Below are 17,993 nucleotides of genomic sequence, written 5' to 3'. Positions count from 1 at the left end.
GGAATCCGGACGGCTCGGCGTACGCGCCGCGGAAGGTAAAGCGCGGCGGCAAGCGCCTGCGCGAGAAGGCCGGCCGCGTGAAGCGCGAGGCGATGTTTCGGAAGCTGCGCGCGGCGCGCTATTTGCGAATCGACGTAGACGACGCCGGGCTCGCGATTGGTTTCGATGAGCGGCTGTCGCGCATCGCCCGCGTCCACCAGGAAGGGCAGAAAGCGCCCGTCGAGCCGGGCGGCCCGCTCGCGCAGTATCCGGTTCGCGTCGTGCTCGGCTTCGCGGACGCCGATCGCGAGCTCGTGCGCGATCGGCTAATACAGTATCTCAACCGATGACACACGCCGCCCAGATCGGCGGCGTAGAACGAGCGAAGTGCACTGACTGCGAACTTCCCTCTATTTCTTGCCGGCACTCACGAAATCATTGGGTGGCATGACGCCGAGCAACCATGAAAAGTCCTGCTTTGTCCAATTGGTTAACGGGGCTGGCAGTCCAATCGGCTGCGTCCCCGGAAAGGCGCCGAAATATGGATTTTGGACAATTGGCTTCGTATCGCTAGTAAATGAAGCATAAGCATGGCAGGTCATGCATGACGCTTTCTTCGGAGCCACTCCTGCATTAAATTCTGTAAATGAATTTCCTAGCAATACCGGCTTCCGGACAGGAGTATCAACCCCCGAAGTATAATTTGTTTGCACCCCAACCAAACGATAATTTTTGAATGCAATCGAAAGGTTGGCTTTATCAATTAAGGTATCCAAATCGGCTGTTCGAGAAGTCACTTGGCCGTTGCTAATCGGAGGGCTTGACCCCCATGGATCGTTACAATTTGAGTAGAGGTCTGATTTGCAGCGATTCGGATTTGTAATTTCACTCTGGGGTTCGAACGTGGCCCACACCCAATTATTTGTTAACTTTGAATTCAAATGGAAGCTGACCATAGCATAACACACGCCGTCAATTTTCTCCAAATAATATTCTTTAGAATCAATATCGCAATTAAGTTTTTCCTTGATTGAGCTGGCTGGCAGCCAATCCACCTTAATCTCGATGGCTGTTCGAGGAAAATTGATCTTTCCGTTGTTAGCGACATAATCTTTCTGCCCAGGAAGAGTTTGCAGACTATATTTGACGCTTTTCCCAGATGGAGAGGTAATAAAATCCGCAGCATCTTGATTGACATGCACCTCTTCACAGAACTCTGGATTCTTCGTCAAATTTTTTGGCACGAAAGGCAAGAAAGCGCCAGACGGCGCGTTATCTTTTGTCGTCATTGGCTGACAGGTTTTCTTAAAATCAAAATTTCTCGTTGCAAGTATGCTGGCATGCAAGCGCGTTTGATTAGCATTATTGGTGCAGTCCTTTTTGCCGCTCTTTAAACAATCTTGTTCCGGCCAAGTCTCCCATGTGAGAGGAAGATCGGCTTTCCCGGAATCGCAGTTAGCGGCAACAAAAATCTGCCATGCCAAATGTTGATATCTATTATTCCCATCTGGAATTTTAGTTGGGAGCTTGCAAGCTGCCGGATCTCTGGGCTGACCGGCATATGTTTGTGTGGAATACAAAGGAATAGTTGAATAAATTAATGCAATAGCAACGGGAATCGCATTGAGCTTCTTCATGCTCTTACCCTCCCTATGGTGGATTGCCCTGTCGCGGCACAGTAAACTTCGCCGCCATTCTGAAAATTGTGGGAAATATATCTCTACTTAAAATGTCCGACTTTCCTTAATCGCCTTAATGGAGTCGATCAGTATTCGATGATATATTGATCGCAGCGGCGTTATCCGGCAACTACCTGTTTTGGTAGAGCCATCGCCTCTCAACAGAAGCGAAACGACGCGTGCATACCTACGTGCCGGCAACTGGGTCACCTGTTATTACGGTTTGCGCACTGATCGCACGCGTCCTTCAGGAAGATTGGAAAGTGCCCATCGAGCCGAGCGGGCCGCTCGTGCAGTATCCGGTTCGCGTCGTGCTCGGTTTCGCGGACGCCGATCGCGAGCTCGTGCGCGATCGGCTGTTACGCTACCTAAACCGCTGAATCGTTCGCTGCGGCATCGAGCCGGGCCGACGCGATCACGTGATACGCCGCATTCGTCTCGCATCCAATCCAGTGCAAACCGGCCTCGCGCGCCGCGGCGAGAAACGTGCCCGAGCCGGCGAACAGGTCGCACACGACGCCGCCGGCCGGCACGAGCCGCACGACCTCACGCGCCACGTCGAGCGGCTTCTCGGTGACGTGACGCTTCGGCAGCGGCAGACGCGACGGAAACACGCCCGGCAGATACACATCGCTGTCGCGCATCGCGCCGCGGCTTGCCCACACGACGAATTCGGCCTGCTGCGCGAAGCCGCCGCGCCGCGGTCGCGTGCGGCCGGGCGTCTTGTCCCATACCGCGACGCCGCGCAGGATCAAGCCGGCGGCCTGCACGACATCGGTCAGCGTCGGAAGCTGCCGCCAGTCGATGAAGCACACGAGCAGCCCGCCCGGCTTCAGCGCGCGTCGGCATTCGCTCAGCCACGCGTGGCACCAGAACGCCCACGCGCGCTGGTCCATGTTGTCGCTGTCGAAGTCCTCGTAGGCGGCTTTCGTGCCGCTGTTGATGTACTTCTCGCTCGGCGGCCGCGTGCGCGCCGACGTGTGCAGCCCCCCGGACGAATACGGCGGATCGGTGAACACCATATCGATTGAAGCATCGGGCAGCATGCGCGCCATCGTGAGCGCGTCCGTCGCGTGAAGTCGGTCGAGTAGCAGGGCAAGATCGGCCGCGGGCGCGGCGTCGGCAGGTTGAATCGTCATCGTGTTGCGAGAGTGAAAAAATGCGCGCGCGGCGCTCGCCGCACGCGTCGTTGCGTGTATCGAGCGGCCATTGTCGACGCACGTTTCACTGCGCGGATCACGAACGCGCTGTACCCGGCAGCACGACAAAGGCGAACGCTCGCATCACGCGCGAGCGGCCGGCACCATTGCCGGCATGGATGCGAACGAAATTCAACGGCAAGCACGCAACGTCGTGCGCAAAGGCTCGATTCTCGATGTCGACCACAAGGCGGGCCTCTGCCGCGTGTCGGTCGGCGAGTCGGACGACGACGGCCTGCAAACGAACTGGATTCCCTGGCTCGCGCCGGCGGCCGGTAACACGCGCGAGTGGTCGCCGCCGACGAAGGGCGAGCAGGTCGTCGTGCTCGGCGTGATGGGCGACCTCGCGCAAGGTGTCGCGCTGCGCGGCGTGTTCTCCGATACGTTCCCCGCGCCCGACAACCGGCCGAACACCCACACCCGCGTCTACGCGGACGGCGCGCGCGTGAGCTACGACCACGACGCCCATGCGCTCACGGCCGAGCTGCCCGCCGGCGCGACCGTGCGCGTCGTCGCGCCCGTGTCGGTCACGGTCGAGACGGAATCGGCGACCGTGAAGGCCGCATCGGTCACGCTCGACGCCGAGCAGACGACCTGCACGGGCGCATTGCTCGTAAAGGGGCCGCTTGCGTTCGAGTCTGGCATGACGGGCGCGGGCAGCGCCGGCGACGGCAACGTAATGCGCATCGACGGTGCGGCCGATTTCACAGGCGAAGTGCGCTCGATGGGCAAGAGCGTGCCGCACCACACGCACCAGGCGCGTGGCGAATCGGCCGAAGTGAGCCAGCCGCTATGAGGGGCATGAACGCCGTCACCGGCCGCTCGATTTCCGGGCTCGACCATCTCGCGCAGTCGATCGGCAAGATCATCACGACGCCGCTCGCGTCGTGCATCCAGCGCCGAGCGTTTGGCTCGGAGCTGCCCGACCTGATCGACGCGCCCGCCAATGGCGCGACGCGCATTCGCCTCTTCGCGGCGATCGCGACCGCACTGATGCGATGGGAACCTCGCCTGACGGTCACGCGCATTCAGATTTCGGCGGCCGCCACCGACGCGTTCGCGGGCCGGCAGTTCGTCGACATCGAAGGATGGACCGACGAGCGCGACGAGCTCGCCTCGCTGCGCGTGCCACTGTCGAACGGGGGCGCATCGTGAGAAGCACGCCCATCGATCTTTCGCAGCTCCCGGCGCCGGACATCGTCGAGCCGCTCGACTTCGAGACGCTGTTCGCCGAGCGCAAGGCGCGCCTCGTGTCGCTGTATCCGGTCGAGCACCAGGCGGAAATCGCCGCTACGCTGGAACTTGAATCCGAGCCCGTGACGCGCGTTCTACAGGAGAACGCCTATCGCGAAGTGCTGCTGCGCCAGCTCATCAACGACACGTCGCGCGGCGTGCTGCTCGCGTACCCGAACGCGTAGAAGACGCGATGGCCGATATCGCGACGGTGTTTGGCTGGACGCCGCGCGATATGGACGGCTTTGCTCTGGCCGAATTGATGGACTGGCGCGAGCGCGCCCGGATACGTAGCGGAAACGAGTAACGATGGACAACGCCCTCAAACTGCGCGTCATGTTCGACATGATCGACAACTTCACGAAGCCCCTGAAGAACATGCTGAACGGAAGCAAGGGGATGACAAGCGCCATCAAAGAGAGCCGCGAGCAACTCGCGGCGCTCAATCGTGAGCAGAAGAAGCTCGACGGATTCCGGGACTTGAAGCGTGGCATCAAGGCCAGCAGTGTCGAGATGCAACATGCAGGCGATCGGGCGCGACAATTGCGACTGCAGTTGGGCGCATTGGAGGAGCCCGCCCGCCGGAAATTTGAAAACGCGAGTCAGTTGAAGGCCGCACGTGCCGAATTCGACCGAACCGCCAAAGTCATGCAGACCATGAACAGACTCACGGGCAACAAGTCCGGGGCGTCTGTTCTGGCGGTTGAATATCGGCAGCTCGTTGCAGAGCAGCTCAAGGCACGGCAGGAAATCAAGCGACTCGAAGCCGAGCAGAAGAAACTCGCCAGCCAGACGCCGGTCAATGCGCACCAACTGCGCGCATTACAGCAGCAATATGATGCAGCGACACGTGCATCCGACAAGCTGCGACAAGCTCACGTCGAAAAGCTTCGATCTTTGCGAGATGCACGCGCCGGATTGACGGCAGCAGGCATCAGCACGCGCAATCTTGCCGAGCACGAGCACACGTTGCGCGCGAACATCGTGCAGACGACCGCGGCGATGCAGACGCAGACGCGCCAGCTCGAAATCATGGCCGAGCGTGAGAAGAAGCTCGGCGCGGCGCGCGGCAAGATGCAGGCGCTACAGGGCGTCGCCGGCGGCATGGCGATCGGCGGTTACGCGGCCAAGTCCGCCGGCGCTGGCGTCCTCGGCGGCTTGGGCGGCACGTTGGACGAAGCCAAGAAAGCGCAGAACGAAATCGCGCGCATTCAGGCGCTCGGCCTGGGCGAGCAGTCGACGCGGGACGCGGAGAAGTTCGCCCGTGGCATGAAGGTTCACGGTTCGAGCTACACCGACAATCTGACCATGATGCGCGACTCGATGACGATCTTCGCCGACGAGCATCACGCGCAGATGGCCGCGCCGATCCTGTCGCAGATGAAGTTCGCGAACGAGGCCATGTACGGCGCCGAGCATGGGGAAGAGAACGAACGCAAGTTCATGAACATGCTCAAGGTGATCGAGCTGCGCAACGGCACGAAAGACGAGGCGACGTTTCGTGACGAGGCGAACCGAGTCCAAAAGGTGATTTCGGCGACCGGCGGCCGCGTCGGGGGCGACCAGTGGATGGAGTTCATCCAACGCGGCGGCGTGGCCGCCAAGTCGCTGTCGAAGGACGCGTTCTTCTATCAGATGGAGCCGATCGTCCAGGAGATGCAGGGCGGCACGGCAGGTAACGCGCTGATGTCGGGCTATCAGAACTTGATCGAGGGGCGAACGACGGTGCGCGCCACGCGCAAGTTGATGAAGCTCGGCCTGCTGGACGCGAAGAAAGTCGAATACGACAAGAACGGCCACGTGAAGGCGTTCGCGGATGGCGCGCTGCTCAATGCAGAGCAATACAAGTCGTCCCCTTATGAATGGTTGCAGAAGACGCTGCTGCCGGCACTGGCAAAGAAGGGCATCAAGGGAGACAAGGCAATTCTCAGCGCGATTGGTTCGATCTTCACGAACCGGTCCGCATCGAACCTGTTCGCGACGATGTACTTGCAGCGCGACCAAATCGCGAAGAACGAGCGCCTGAACAAGGGCGCGGCCGGCATTACCGAACTGGATGACATTGCGAAACAGCAAACTTCCGGAAAGGAAATCGCGGCGCTCGCGAAGTTGAAAGATCTGAAAGAAGAGATCGGCGAGCGCGTCACGCCGATCTACAACGCCGCGCTCGACAAAACCCGCGAGCTGGCCGACAGGCTGTTGAAGACGATTAAGGCGCATCCCGAAGCGACCAAGGCGATTGTCGTAGTCGCCGCCGCGCTCGGCGGGCTGCTCGCCGTGATGGGAACGTTCACGATCGTCCTCGCCGGCGTGCTCGGCCCGCTCGCCGTCGTGCGGTTCAGCATGACGACGCTCGGCATGAAGGGCGGGCTGTTGCGTACCGTTTTCGGCGGGCTAGCATCGCTACTGCGCGGCAGCGTCGTTCGAAGTTTCTTGCTCGCATCTCGCGGCGCGCGGATGCTCTGGCGTGGGCTGCACGTCATGTCCGGATTCATGCGCGACGCAGCCGTGCGCGGCGTCTTGGCCGTCGCGCGTGCAGGGCTTTTCCTCGGACGTGGGCTCTCGATCCTCGCTTCGCTACTGCGCGTCGGTCTCGTCCAAGGTGTCGCGATGGCCGGCCGCGCGCTCGCGATGCTCGGTCGGGCCATCATGGTGCTCGGCCGCCTCGCGCTCGCCAATCCGCTGCTCGCCTTCATCGCGCTCCTTGCCATCGCGGCCGTCTACGTTTGGCAGAACTGGGATACGCTCGGACCGAAATTCGCGGCGCTATGGGAGACGATCAAGGGCGCGTTTGGAGCGGCCGGCGCCTGGATCAAGTCGAAATGGGACGCGACGGTCGAGGGGGTGAAATCGAAGCTCGCGAGTATTGGCGACTGGTTCGGCGACATCGGCGCGCGCTTTACCGAAATCGGAGGCCACCTGATCGACGGGCTCGTCAACGGCATCAAGAACGGCCTTGGCACCGTGAAAGAAACGATTTCGAGCGTCGCCGATTCGACCGTCACGTGGTTCAAGGAAAAGCTCGGCATCCACAGCCCGAGTCGCGTGTTTGCCACGCTCGGCGGGTTCGTGAGCGAGGGCGCGGCGGTGGGCATTGAGAGCGCGCAGCGGCGCGTCGCGAACGCGGCGCTCGGCCTTGCGACGGCTGCCGTTGCATCGTTCGGTGCGCCCGTGCTCGCGGCCAGCGCGGCACTCGCCAAGCCAACCGCGCCACTCGTGCAGCCGACCGTGCCGATCGATCGCCGCGCGCCGCTTGCGGCGGCAACCGCCGCATCTTCGGCGGCCGCGCCGGCGTCGCCGATCGTCATCAACATCTACCCGCAGGCCGGACAGGACCCGCACGCGATCGCACGCGCCGTCGAAGCGGCACTCGATCGCCGCGAGCGCGCGAAGCAGTCGCGCATCGGCTCGCGCCTGTCGGACTGACGCACACGGAGTCACGCATGCTCATGTCCCTCGACCAATTCGTTTTCAGTCTCACGAGCGCGCCGTTCCGCGAGTTGCAGCGCCGACGCACGTGGAAGCACCCGACGAGCTCGCGCGTCGGTGCGCGCGACGGCCGCCAGTTCGCCGGCGTCGGCGACGACACGATCACGCTGAACGGCCTGGTCGCCCCCGAGACGTTCGGCTCGATCGCGTCGATTCGCGAGCTCGCCGCGATGGCGGACACGGGCGAAGCGTACGTGCTCGTCGACGGCGCCGGCAACGTTTACGGCGCGTACGTCATTGCCGAGCTGAACGAGACGCAGAGCTACCACACGGCGGACGGCACGCCGCGGCGCATCGAGTTCCAGCTCACAATCGAGCGCGTCGACGACGACGTGCTGCGCACGGCGCGCGAGAAGAACACGCGCCAGGACAAGCGCTGATGGTCACGTCGACGAACGAACGCACCACGCGGCCGGAATCGCACGACGCGCCGCGCGTCGCACGCCTGCATCCGCAACCGGACCATCGCATTTCGGTGGGTGGCCGCGATCTGTCGCGCCTGTTCGCGCCGCGGCTCGTGTCGCTGTCGATTTCGGAGTCGCGCTCCGACGAGGCGGATACGATTGACATCGTGCTCGACGATTCCAAGAACGACCTCGACATCCCAAAGCGCGGCGCCACGATCAAGGCGTCGATCGGATGGGCGGGCGAGCCGCTCGTCGACAAGGGTAGCTTCGTCGTGAACGAAGTCGAGCACAGCGGCAGCCCCGACATCATCACGGTACGCGCGCGCTCGGCCGCGATGACGAGCGGCATGCAGGAGCGCCGCGAAAAGAGCTGGCATCGACAGACGATCGGCTCGATCGTGCGCTCGATCGCCGGCCGGTACTCACTCTCGCCGACAGTCGGCGACGCGCTCGCCAAAATCCTGATCGCGCACATCGACCAGACACACGAATCGGACATGTCGTTTCTCACGCGCCTCGCGAAACGCTACGACGCCGTGATGAACGTGAAAGACCTACGCCTGTTGTTCATGCCGATCGGCACCGGCCAGACGGCGAGCGGTAAGCGGCTCGACGTGCTCGAACTGACGCGCGCGAGCGGCGACAGTCATCGCTACCACGTGTCCGAACGCGAGAACTACGCGGCCGTGCGCGCGCACTACCATTCGACCGGACGCGCGAAACGCAAGTCGGTCATCGTCGGGGGCGAGAACAACAAGAACGTGAAGGTGCTGCCGGAAGATTACGCAACGGAGGCGGAAGCGCGTGCGGCCGCGCAAGCGGAGTTCAAGCGGATGCAGCGCAGCCAGGCAACGATGAGCTACACGCTCGCGCGCGGCCGCGCCGAGCTGTTCCCTGAAATGCCCGTCGTCGTGTCAGGCTTCAAACCGGAAATCGACGAGACGCCATGGCTCGTGAAGAAGGCAACGCACACGATCGGTGACATCGGCTTCACGACCACGCTTGAGCTCGAAATGCGCGACGATCCGACGACGGAGCGGCACCGGTCGCATTTTCGGCGTTCCGGCAAGTAGTGTAGGGCGGGTCAGGACGAGTTGCTGCGCCAGCAGTAGGCCGGCGGATCGGTGTCCGCGAAGACGCCGCCCGATCGCCATGACTTCCACGAGCGCGGCAGATCGACGGCGAGCACGCGCCATTTCGCCAGAATGGCGGCAAATGTGCCTTGCGCCTTTGAAAACTGGATCTTGTCAGCGACGTTCCAGCCGCGGACGTACATGCGAAAGCTTCTTTGGCTCGACAGATACTGCGGCGCGTGCACGCCGACCCACGCGAGAATTTCGGCGGGCGTCACGTCGGGCGCGGACGGATCGGGCTCGATCGTCGATTCGACAGGGATTTCGTCAGCAAGAGCTTGATTTGCCGCTTGCGAAGTGTTTGCCTCGACTTCGCGCAGTCGCAGCAATTCGACCCGATGCCAAGGGATCGGTGAGCGACCGGCAATGTAATTGCGAACGCTCCGCGTGCAACACCGGAGCTTTTCGGCAATTTGGCGGATGGTGAGGCCGTCAGTCAGCGCGAGGAAATCAGGCAGCGCGCCGTGACGGGGAGCGGCGGCATTCATTGGGGAGGACTGCGTTAGATTCTGTAACGATTTGTAAATATGTTTACAAATCCTCGAATCAAGCTGACAAAACTAACAGTCAAGCGACGTGCCCAAAAGAAATGCCAGTTCCAGTTAGCTTCAGTGATTTGACATAACGTGAATTATCGACATAACTGGGATGTAGCCGCTAATTTGTACCGTCCACTTCTGGCTAAGTTCAAATGTTCGGCTAGTCGAACGACTGCGCGAACGCGGACCGGAAGGTCTCGTACGCTCGAAGCAAGGAAATGATGCGCCGGCTGATGACCGACGCGGGCCTGGTGGGTACTGCGCCGGCAGAGCCAAGTCCCCGGACCGCCTCCATCACTGGATTACGGGTTCTCCCCCGGCCACCAAGGCTCCGGCGCGGCCCGGATCAGATAGTCATCCAGGTTCTTGCCCTCCAGCCATTTCGGGCAGGCGCCGCGGCCCGTCCACGATTTGCCCGATGACGGATCGTAGTATTTGGCCGGCAGCTTCTTCGGCTTGTCCTTCACGAAGCCCGCGGCCCTCAGCAACTCCAACTCCGTGATGCCGTACTGCTTCACCTGTTCCCGAATGGCGGCCAGTACATCCGCCTTCTCTTTCTTCCGGGCTTCCTCGAGAAGCAAGTTGACGTGGCCGAGCTGCTTCTGCAGCGAATGAATTTTGCTGGTTGTCACGTGATATGTGTCTTTATCGATACGCCGCCCGCGCTCCGACGGGCGTGCGGATTTCTATCGCTATTGTGGAGTCTGCTCGGACTTTGCCGGTTGTGACGGCGCCTTTGCCGGGCGACGCGCCTTCAACATTCGCGCGCGCTTCGCATCGGCCGGCGACACCCGCCCCGCTTCGCCGCCCGTCAAATCAACGCGCACAGCGCCGTCGACGAGGCACGTCCAGTAACGATTCCCGCGGCACCAGGTCTTCATCGCGTCCCGCAACTCCGCCTCGTTCGAGCCGAGCTCTTGCGCCCGATTGATCAAGTCTTCGAGTATGCCAACCTTGAGCGGAACCTTGGGCGCCGGATTTCTCGGGAAAGCCACGGGAAACCGCTTCTGGAGTTTCGCGATCGTCAACAGCACCGGATCCGTCGAGCTCGGCGAAGTCGCCTGCTTGGCATCCCGCTTCCGCGGTTTCTTCGCCGCGCGTTCCCGTTCGGCGTCTCTCGCAAGTTGATCGCGCAACGACGCAAGTTGCTCAAAGCCCATAACTTCCAGCCCACTAGAAAATAAGCCGAGATTGTAGCAGTCGACGGCGCGGCGTTCTCGCAATCCCATCGGCGAGCGTCCATATCGACATTGACAACCGCCTTCGATGAGGCGCATCCGAGACAGAGCTGGCGACGCCGCCGCCGGAACTCGTAAAGCTCACACCACGTATCGCCGCCATCATCCGACTTCCGGCACCCAAACCAGAAACAGCATAGTGAAGAACCGCAGCAAGCGCAGCCGAGCCTCGCAGCCATCGCCCGCGCATCGCGCGGCCTACCGACTGCGGACCGCATGCCCGAGGCGCGCGTGGCCACAGATAAGCACGCACGCGCAATGCTCGGCGCGCCGCGCGTGCCGCATCGCCTGCCACGCCGCCCGACGCACCGATCGTCGATGCCGCACGGTCGCCGCGTGATGAAATCACGATCAAAACGCTATTATCGCGTCCGTTGCCTCCATTCGGGCGCGCGCCCGCAGGCCGTCCGTTCATTCCGCAAAACGACACGACAACGACATGACAAACACTCTCAAACGCGTGGATGGCGCCGCGCGACATCTGGTTGCGGCCCGTCGCACCGGCGTCGCCGGCGCGCTTCTGCCGGACGCCTGCCGGCCCGACGACATCGAAACGGCCCTCGCGATCCAGAGCCGCGTCGCTGAATGGCTGGGCGAGCCGGTGGGTGGATGGAAATGCGCGCTGCCGCCACCGGGGCGCGTCGTGGTCGCGCCGATCTTGTCGTCGACGATCCACATGTTTCCCACGTCGGCCGGCCCGTTCCGGGTCGTCGCCGATACGCCGACCGTCCGGATCGAACCGGAAATCGCCTTCGTGCTCGACCGCGATTTGCCGCCCCGCGGCAGGCCGTACGACGAGGACGAGGTGCGCGGCGCGATTCGCGAGGTACGTCTCGCAATCGAAGTGCTCGGCTGCCGCTATGCGGATCCGTCGCACGCGACCGTGTTTGAATTGCTCGCGGACGGCCAGTTCAACCAGGGTTTGTGTGTCGGGCCAGCCGTATCCGACGGTCTGCACGCCGCGCTCGACGTCATTGCGCTCGAATTTCGAGGCGGGCTGAACTGGTCGATCGATGGCCGCCATCCGGACGGACATCCGTTCAAGCCGCTGCTGTGGCTCGTCAATTTTCTCGCCGCGCGCGGCGAATCCGTTCGGGCGGACCAGGTCGTGACGACCGGATCGTATGCCGGGGCGATTGACGTGCCGCTTGGCCAGGAGCTGACGGTGCGATTCGGCCAACTCGGCAACCTGTCGGTGGCGCTGGTCGCCTGAGCCGCAAGCCGGGCGCGAATGCGGCACGCCGGCGCACCGTTTGGCCGCCGCAACGACTTCAGGCGATTGCGGGCGCGTCATGCCGAGCAATGGCGCGCGACGCGTGCGTCGGCGTGCTCGTCCGCGGCGCGTGTGCCGCCCTTCGCCCGCATAGTACGCTACTCCAGTCGATATTCCGCCTGCGCACGCATCGTGCCCGACCATTGCGCCGCATGGCCTCCGACGCGCGATCGGTCGACAAAATTCGCAAAAAATGAACGCTCGCACGCGCGCGTTGGCCGGCTCCGGATCAGATCAAGGCAAAATACGGGTTTTGAGCCCGTCGGGCTCAGATACGTAATGCCGGAACAGGACCTTCGACGCCCGCCTGTGGCTCGTCCCGCGTCCGGGAGGATAGCTCGCCGTCCAGGCGGGCCCATTGGAGCTTTTCCCCATGACCGAACCGAACATTTCATTCGCCGGCAGACTCTCGCTTGCCTTCGGCCTGTTCTTTTCCGTGCTCGGCGACCGCGAACTCGCGATCCGCGCGCATCGGCTGCGTGAAGCCGATGCCCCACCGGCGCCGGCCGCGGCCCCCGTCGCGCCGCCCCAACCCGCCGCGGCGCCCGCGCCCGAAATCATCCGGGAAGCGAGCCCGGACGCCGCGCTCCAGCTGCTCGGGCTGCTCCAGCGCGACGCGCGCTTGATCGATTTCGTCGAAGAAGACATCGCCGGCTATGCCGATGCGGACATCGGCGCCGCCGCGCGCCTCGTGCACGACGGCTGTCGGGCGACGCTGCGCGAGCATTTCACGATCCGTCCCGTGCGCGACGAAGCCGAAGGCACCCGCGTGACGATCGGCGAAGGCTTCGACGCCACCGCTATCCGTCTCACGGGCAACGTCGTCGGCAAGCCGCCGTTCAACGGCAGCATCAGCCATCGGGGCTGGCGCGTCGACGCGGTGCGTCTGCCGAAGCTGAACAAGGGGCACGACGCGACGATCGTCGCGCCGGCCGAGGTGGAGCTATGAGCGAGCCGCGCTATTCGATCGGCATCGATCTGGGCACCACGCATTGCGCATTGTCGTACGTGGATCTCGCGGCCAGCGACGGCGAGAAAACGAGCCTCCGCGTGCTGCCGGTCGCGCAGCTCACCGCGCCAGGCGCGATCGAATCGTCCGATCTGCTGCCGTCCTTTCTCTACCTGCCGCACCCGAACGAACTCGCGCTGGGCGATCTCGCGTTGCCGTGGGCGGCCGAGCGCGATTTCGCGGTCGGCGAACTGGCGCGCAGCCGCGGCGCGGGCACGCCGATTCGTCTGGTGTCGAGCGCGAAGAGCTGGCTGTGCCATCCGGGCGTGGACCGTCGCGCCGGCATCCTGCCGAGCGACGCGCCGCCGGAAGTCGCGCGCGTGTCGCCGCTCGAAAGCTCGGTGCGCTATCTGACCCACCTGCGCGAAGCATGGAACCACGCGCATCCTGACGCGCCGTTCGATCAGCAGGACATCACCGTCACGATTCCCGCTTCGTTCGATCCGGCCGCGCGCGAATTGACGGCCGAGGCCGCGCAGGCGGCTGGCTACGCGCGCATGACGCTGCTCGAGGAGCCGCAGGCGGCGCTCTATAGCTGGATCGAGAAAAGCAGCGGCGCGTGGCGCAAGGAGGTGAAGGTCGGCGACATTATCCTGGTCGTCGACGTCGGCGGCGGGACGACCGACCTGTCGCTGATCGCGGTCGTCGAACGCGACGGCAACCTCGAGCTGCATCGCGTCGCGGTCGGCGAGCACATCCTGCTCGGCGGCGACAACATGGACCTGGCGCTCGCCCACGTCGTCGCGCGCAAGCTCGCCGGGCAAGGCACGCAGGCGGATCCGTGGCAGTTGCGCGCCCTCACCTACGCGTGCCGCAGCGCGAAGGAAACGCTGCTGAGCGATCCGGCGACGGATGCGGTGCCGCTCGTCGTGCCGAGCCGCGGCTCGAAGCTGATCGGCGGCTCGATCCGCACCGAGCTGACTCGCGCCGAACTGACGCAAACGATCCTCGAAGGCTTCTTTCCGCAAGTCGACGCGTCGACGCGGCCCGTGAGCCGCACGCGCGCCGGCCTGACGCAGCTCGGCCTGCCCTATGCGCAGGACGCCGGCATCACGCGGCATCTCGCGGCCTTCCTCGGCCGGCAGGTCGCCGCGCTCGCGGAGCTCGACGGACTGCAGCACGCGCAAGACGGCGCGGCGAGCTTCCTGCATCCGACCGCGGTGCTGTTCAACGGCGGCGTATTCAAGTCGCCGCTGCTCGTCGAGCGCATTCTCGACACGCTGAATGGCTGGCTCGCCGCCGACGGCGCGGCGGCGGCCCGTCTGTTGGGCGGCGCGGATCTCGACCTCGCGGTGGCCCGCGGCGCCGCGTATTACGGCTACGTGAAGCGCGGCAAGGGCGTGCGCATTCGCGGCGGCACGGCCCGCGCGTATTACATCGCGATCGAATCGGCGATGCCGGCCGTGCCGGGCCTCGAGCCGCCGATCCAGGCGCTGTGCGTCGCGCCGTTCGGCATGGAGGAAGGCACGGACGCCGCCTTGCCGCACCAGGAATTCGGCCTCGTGGTCGGCGAGCCGGTGCACTTCCGCTTCTTCGGTTCGTCGGTGCGCCGCCAGGATCAGGTCGGCACGCTGCTCGACTTCTGGTCGCCGGACGAATTGCAGGAGCTCGAGGAGATCGAGGCCACGCTGCCGCCCGAGGGGCGCACGCCCGGTGAAATCGTGCCGGTGAAGCTGCACGCGCGCGTCACGGAGGCCGGCACGCTGGAACTCGAGGCGTTGCAAAGCGGCACGAACGAGCGCTGGAAGGTGGAGTTCGACGTGCGCGGCGGCGCGAATGCCTGACCGATGAAACCGTTCATTGTCGGCATCGATCTCGGGACGAGCAATACCGTCGTCGCGTACGTCGAGACGGGCGGCGATGCGATCCGCGTGTTCGACGTCGACCAGCTCGTCGCGCCCGGCGAGGTCGGCGCGCGGCCGCTGCTGCCGTCCGCGCGCTATCACCCGGCAGCGGGCGAATTCGCGCCCGGCGATCTGCGGCTGCCGTGGCGCGACGCCGAAGGCAGCGAAGCCGTCGGCGCGCCGCCGCCCGCCGTGATCGGCACGCTCGCGCGCTCGCTGGGCGCGCAGGTGCCGGGCCGGCTCGTGGCCAGCGCGAAAAGCTGGCTGTCGCATGCATCGGTCGATCGACTCGCGCCGATCCTGCCGTGGGGCGCGACCGACGCCAACGGCAAGGTGTCGCCGGTGGCCGCGAGCGCCAGCTATCTGGCGCACGTGCGCGCCGCGTGGAACAGCCGTTTCCCGGATGCGCGGCTCGAAGATCAGGACGTGGTGCTCACCGTGCCTGCGTCGTTCGACGACGGCGCGCGCGCGCTCACGCTCGAAGCCGCGCGGATCGCGCAACTGCCCGCGCTGCGCCTGCTCGAAGAGCCGCAGGCCGCGTTCTACGACTGGTTGTTCCATCATCAGACGACGTTGCGCGAATCGCTTGAGCAAACGCGGCTCGTGCTGGTGTGCGACGTCGGCGGCGGGACGACCGACCTCACGCTGATCAAGGTGCACGTCGAGGACGGCGAGCCGCAATTGACGCGCATCGGCGTCGGCGATCACCTGATGCTCGGCGGCGACAACATGGATCTCGCGCTCGCGCGCCTCGCCGAGACGCGTCTCACGCAGGACGACGCGCGTCTGTCGGCCGCGAGTCTGTCCCAGCTCGTCGAGCGATGCCGAACGGCGAAGGAACGCCTGCTCGATGCGGCCCCGCCCGACACGGTCGGCGTCACGCTGCTCGGCTCGGGCGCCCGGCTCGTCGGCGGCGCGCGCAAGACGGAACTGAGCCGGGAAGAGGTCGAGCGGATCGTCGTCGACGGGTTCTTTCCCGCCAGCGGTCCGGACGACCTGCCGCGCAAGCCGCGGGCCGCGCTCGTCGAGTTCGGCCTGCCCTACGCCGCCGACCCGGCCGTCACGCGGCACATCGCGGCGTTCCTGCATCGGCTCGCCGCGCAGTCGCGCGATGCGCTCGGCGCGCCGGACGCGGCGAATCCGACGCTGCCGATACCCGATACGCTGCTGCTCAACGGTGGCGTGTTCCGCTCGAAGGCGCTCGCCGACCGCCTTGCGGACGTGCTCGGCGACTGGCGCCGACAGCCATTGCACGTCTTGCAAAACGATCATCCGGACGTGGCCGTCGCGCGGGGCGCGGTCGCATACGGACTCGCGCGCGCCGGGCAGGCGCCGCGAATCGGCGGCGGCTCGCCGCGCAGCTACTTTCTCGTCGTCGACGACGATGCTCAGGCGTCGCGAGGCGTGTGCGTGTTGCCGCGCGGCACCGCGGAGGGTCATGAGGTGCATCTCGACGATCGCGTGTTCGTGTTGCGGCTCGGGCATCCGGTGCGTTTCCATCTCGCGTCGACTGTCGCCGACAACGCGTGGCGCCCGGGCGAGCTCGTGGATCTCTCAGCGGGCGACTTCGTCCGCCTGCCGCCCGTGGCGACCGTCGTTCAGCAGCAGGACGCGGGCGGATCGCGCGAGCGGCGGGTCAAGCTGACGACGTCGCTCACGGAGGTCGGCACGCTGGACATGCACTGCATCGCGACGGACGACCCGTCGCAACGGTGGCTGCTCGAATTCCAGCTGCGGCGCGAGCGTGCCGAAGACGGGGCGGCCGACGCGCCGTCTCATCCGTCGCTCGACAAGGCGGTCGAACTGATCGACCGCTCGTTCGGCGCGCGCCTCGCGAACGTCGATCCGAAGGAGGTCCGGCGTCTGCGCGCGCAGCTCGAGCAACTGCTCGGCCCGCGCGAGAACTGGGACATCGCCCTCCTCCGCGAACTGTTCGGCGCGCTGTGGGCGCGCGTCGGCCGGCGACGGCGCTCGGCGGATCATGAGCGCGTCTGGCTGAATCTCGCCGGCTATTGCGTGCGGCCGGGGTTCGGCTACCCGCTCGACGATTGGCGCGTCGCGCAGCTCTGGACGCTGTTCGACGACGGCATCCAGTACGTGAACGAAGGGCGAGTCTGGTCGGAATGGTGGACGCTGTGGCGCCGCGCGGCGGGCGGACTCGTCGAGGAGGCGCAGCGCCAGGCGCTCGACGCGATGGCCTGGCTGCAGGAGGCCGCGGGCGCGAAGCGGCCGAAGCTGCCGTTCGATCCCGCGAAGATCGGCGATATGGACATGGTCCGCCTCGCGGCGTCGCTGGAGCGCGTCGCCGTCGATCGCAAGATCGATCTCGGGGAACGGTTGCTCGCGCGGTTGCAGCGGCCGACGGAGAATCACCAGTGCTGGTGGGCGATCGGACGCATCGGCGCGCGGCGGCCGCTGTACGGCAGCGCGCACGGCGTCGTGCCGCCCGACGTGGCGAGCCGCTGGCTGGACGCGATCCTCGCGGTCGACTGGAAGAAGGTCGAGCCGGCCGCATTCGCCGCGGTACAGATCGCGCGCATGACAGGCGACCGTTCGAACGACTTGACGCTCGACGTGCGCGACAAGGTCGTGCGCCGGCTCGCGTCCGTGAATGCGCCGGCTGCGTGGAGCCAAATGGTGCGCGAGGTCGTGACGCTCGACAACGCGGATACCGGGCGCGCGTTTGGGGAATCTCTGCCGGCCGGGCTGAAGCTGGTCAAGCTGGTCGCCGGCTGATCGTCCGGGCGCGGGCCGGCCGACGTGCTATGCTGTTTGCGAGTTGAATTTCCCGGCGGCGGTCGGGGGAGCGGAACTGTTCGACTGCCATCGCCGTTTCATGCAGGCGTCGGGTTGGCCTGCCGGCGAGCACAACCGCTCCTCTAGGGCGTGTTCACACTATCGAAGGGCTTCGACAATCAGGGCGAAGTTGATAAAGGCAATGAACATCAGATCGAGTTTGTCGAAGCGCGAG

Annotated in this window: 16 protein-coding genes and 4 pseudogenes; 15 read left to right on the top strand and 5 right to left on the bottom strand. The window is 64.8% G+C overall.

The window, feature by feature from the left end:
• The coding region (locus tag WS69_RS11960; protein WP_059470987.1) for a phage virion morphogenesis protein at positions 1–329 on the top strand (329 nt) is incomplete at its 5' end.
• Positions 330–389: 60 nt separating this feature from the next.
• On the opposite strand, the gene WS69_RS33210 is transcribed toward WS69_RS11960, so the two are convergent.
• Positions 390–1,616 carry a hypothetical protein gene (locus tag WS69_RS33210; RefSeq protein WP_155033901.1) on the bottom strand — a complete coding sequence of 409 codons (1,227 nt, stop codon included), beginning with the start codon at positions 1,614–1,616 and terminating at the stop codon, positions 390–392.
• A 275-nt stretch (positions 1,617–1,891) separates the two neighbouring features.
• Between WS69_RS33210 and WS69_RS11955 the strand changes: the two are divergent.
• Positions 1,892–2,038, top strand: a pseudogene (locus WS69_RS11955) (phage virion morphogenesis protein); the annotation flags it as partial.
• On the opposite strand, the gene WS69_RS11950 reads toward WS69_RS11955, so the two are convergent.
• Positions 2,027–2,797 carry a DNA-methyltransferase gene (locus WS69_RS11950; protein WP_059470986.1) on the bottom strand — a complete coding sequence of 257 codons (771 nt, stop codon included), beginning with the start codon at positions 2,795–2,797 and terminating at the stop codon, positions 2,027–2,029. The pseudogene WS69_RS11955 and the gene WS69_RS11950 sit on opposite strands and share 12 nt — an antisense overlap.
• A 20-nt stretch (positions 2,798–2,817) precedes the next feature.
• Here WS69_RS11950 and WS69_RS34670 point away from each other — a divergent pair.
• The 8 genes and pseudogenes from WS69_RS34670 to WS69_RS11920 all read left to right on the top strand — a co-directional run.
• Positions 2,818–3,051, top strand: a pseudogene (locus tag WS69_RS34670) (hypothetical protein); the annotation flags it as partial.
• Positions 2,973–3,653 (top strand): phage baseplate assembly protein V, encoded by a 681-nt coding sequence (locus tag WS69_RS11945; RefSeq protein WP_059470985.1) that lies wholly within the window; start codon positions 2,973–2,975, stop codon positions 3,651–3,653. The pseudogene WS69_RS34670 and the gene WS69_RS11945, both read left to right, overlap by 79 nt.
• On the top strand, positions 3,650–4,012 hold the full coding sequence (locus tag WS69_RS11940) for a GPW/gp25 family protein (RefSeq protein ID WP_044368040.1): 363 nt from the start codon (positions 3,650–3,652) through the stop codon (positions 4,010–4,012). Before WS69_RS11945 ends, WS69_RS11940 begins: the two co-directional genes overlap by 4 nt.
• Positions 4,009–4,263, top strand: a pseudogene (locus WS69_RS11935) (baseplate assembly protein); the annotation flags it as partial. The gene WS69_RS11940 and the pseudogene WS69_RS11935, both read left to right, overlap by 4 nt.
• A gap of 20 nt (positions 4,264–4,283) precedes the next feature.
• Complete coding sequence (locus WS69_RS30835; protein WP_044368053.1) at positions 4,284–4,397, top strand: GpE family phage tail protein; 114 nt, start codon at positions 4,284–4,286, stop codon at positions 4,395–4,397.
• Between the two features lie 341 nt (positions 4,398–4,738).
• The gene (locus WS69_RS11930; RefSeq protein WP_082716135.1) at positions 4,739–7,516 is read left to right on the top strand and encodes a hypothetical protein; all 2,778 of its coding nucleotides are present in this window, start codon (positions 4,739–4,741) and stop codon (positions 7,514–7,516) included.
• Positions 7,517–7,533: 17 nt separating this feature from the next.
• Entirely contained in the window at positions 7,534–7,959 is a 426-nt protein-coding gene (locus WS69_RS11925; protein WP_059470982.1) for a phage tail protein, read from the top strand.
• Positions 7,959–9,059: a phage late control D family protein gene (locus tag WS69_RS11920; protein ID WP_059470981.1), complete on the top strand. Its 1,101-nt coding sequence runs from the start codon at positions 7,959–7,961 to the stop codon at positions 9,057–9,059. The genes WS69_RS11925 and WS69_RS11920 overlap by 1 nt, the downstream gene beginning before the upstream one ends.
• Before the next feature lie 11 nt (positions 9,060–9,070).
• Here the strand turns inward: WS69_RS11920 and WS69_RS34115 are convergent, their stop codons facing one another.
• The 3 genes from WS69_RS34115 to WS69_RS11905 all read right to left on the bottom strand — a co-directional run bounded on the left by WS69_RS34115 (position 9,071) and on the right by WS69_RS11905 (position 10,818).
• Entirely contained in the window at positions 9,071–9,607 is a 537-nt protein-coding gene (locus WS69_RS34115) for a hypothetical protein (RefSeq protein WP_059470980.1), read from the bottom strand.
• A 353-nt stretch (positions 9,608–9,960) separates the two neighbouring features.
• On the bottom strand, positions 9,961–10,290 hold the full coding sequence (locus WS69_RS11910) for an H-NS histone family protein (protein ID WP_059470979.1): 330 nt from the start codon (positions 10,288–10,290) through the stop codon (positions 9,961–9,963).
• A 60-nt stretch (positions 10,291–10,350) separates the two neighbouring features.
• Complete coding sequence (locus WS69_RS11905) at positions 10,351–10,818, bottom strand: ProQ/FinO family protein (RefSeq protein ID WP_059470978.1); 468 nt, start codon at positions 10,816–10,818, stop codon at positions 10,351–10,353.
• Positions 10,819–11,335: 517 nt separating this feature from the next.
• Between WS69_RS11905 and WS69_RS11900 the strand changes: the two genes are divergently transcribed.
• The 5 genes and pseudogenes from WS69_RS11900 to WS69_RS35650 form a co-directional block, all read left to right on the top strand.
• Positions 11,336–12,109, top strand: coding sequence for a 2-keto-4-pentenoate hydratase (locus WS69_RS11900; protein ID WP_059470977.1), 774 nt, complete (start codon positions 11,336–11,338; stop codon positions 12,107–12,109).
• 433 nt (positions 12,110–12,542) lie between these two features.
• Positions 12,543–13,118, top strand: a complete 576-nt coding sequence (locus WS69_RS11895) for a DUF2760 domain-containing protein (protein WP_059470976.1) — start codon at positions 12,543–12,545, stop codon at positions 13,116–13,118.
• Entirely contained in the window at positions 13,115–14,962 is a 1,848-nt protein-coding gene (locus tag WS69_RS11890) for an Hsp70 family protein (RefSeq protein ID WP_059470975.1), read from the top strand. Before WS69_RS11895 ends, WS69_RS11890 begins: the two co-directional genes overlap by 4 nt.
• A gap of 3 nt (positions 14,963–14,965) precedes the next feature.
• Positions 14,966–17,758: an Hsp70 family protein gene (locus WS69_RS11885; protein ID WP_059470974.1), complete on the top strand. Its 2,793-nt coding sequence runs from the start codon at positions 14,966–14,968 to the stop codon at positions 17,756–17,758.
• Between the two features lie 19 nt (positions 17,759–17,777).
• Positions 17,778–17,993, top strand: a pseudogene (locus tag WS69_RS35650) (hypothetical protein); the annotation flags it as partial.

It is taken from the genome of Burkholderia sp. BDU5, from assembly GCF_001522845.1.
Lineage (GTDB): Bacteria > Pseudomonadota > Gammaproteobacteria > Burkholderiales > Burkholderiaceae > Burkholderia > Burkholderia mayonis.
Note: the sequence above shows the minus strand (reverse complement) of the source record. Positions and strands in the feature narration are given on the sequence as shown.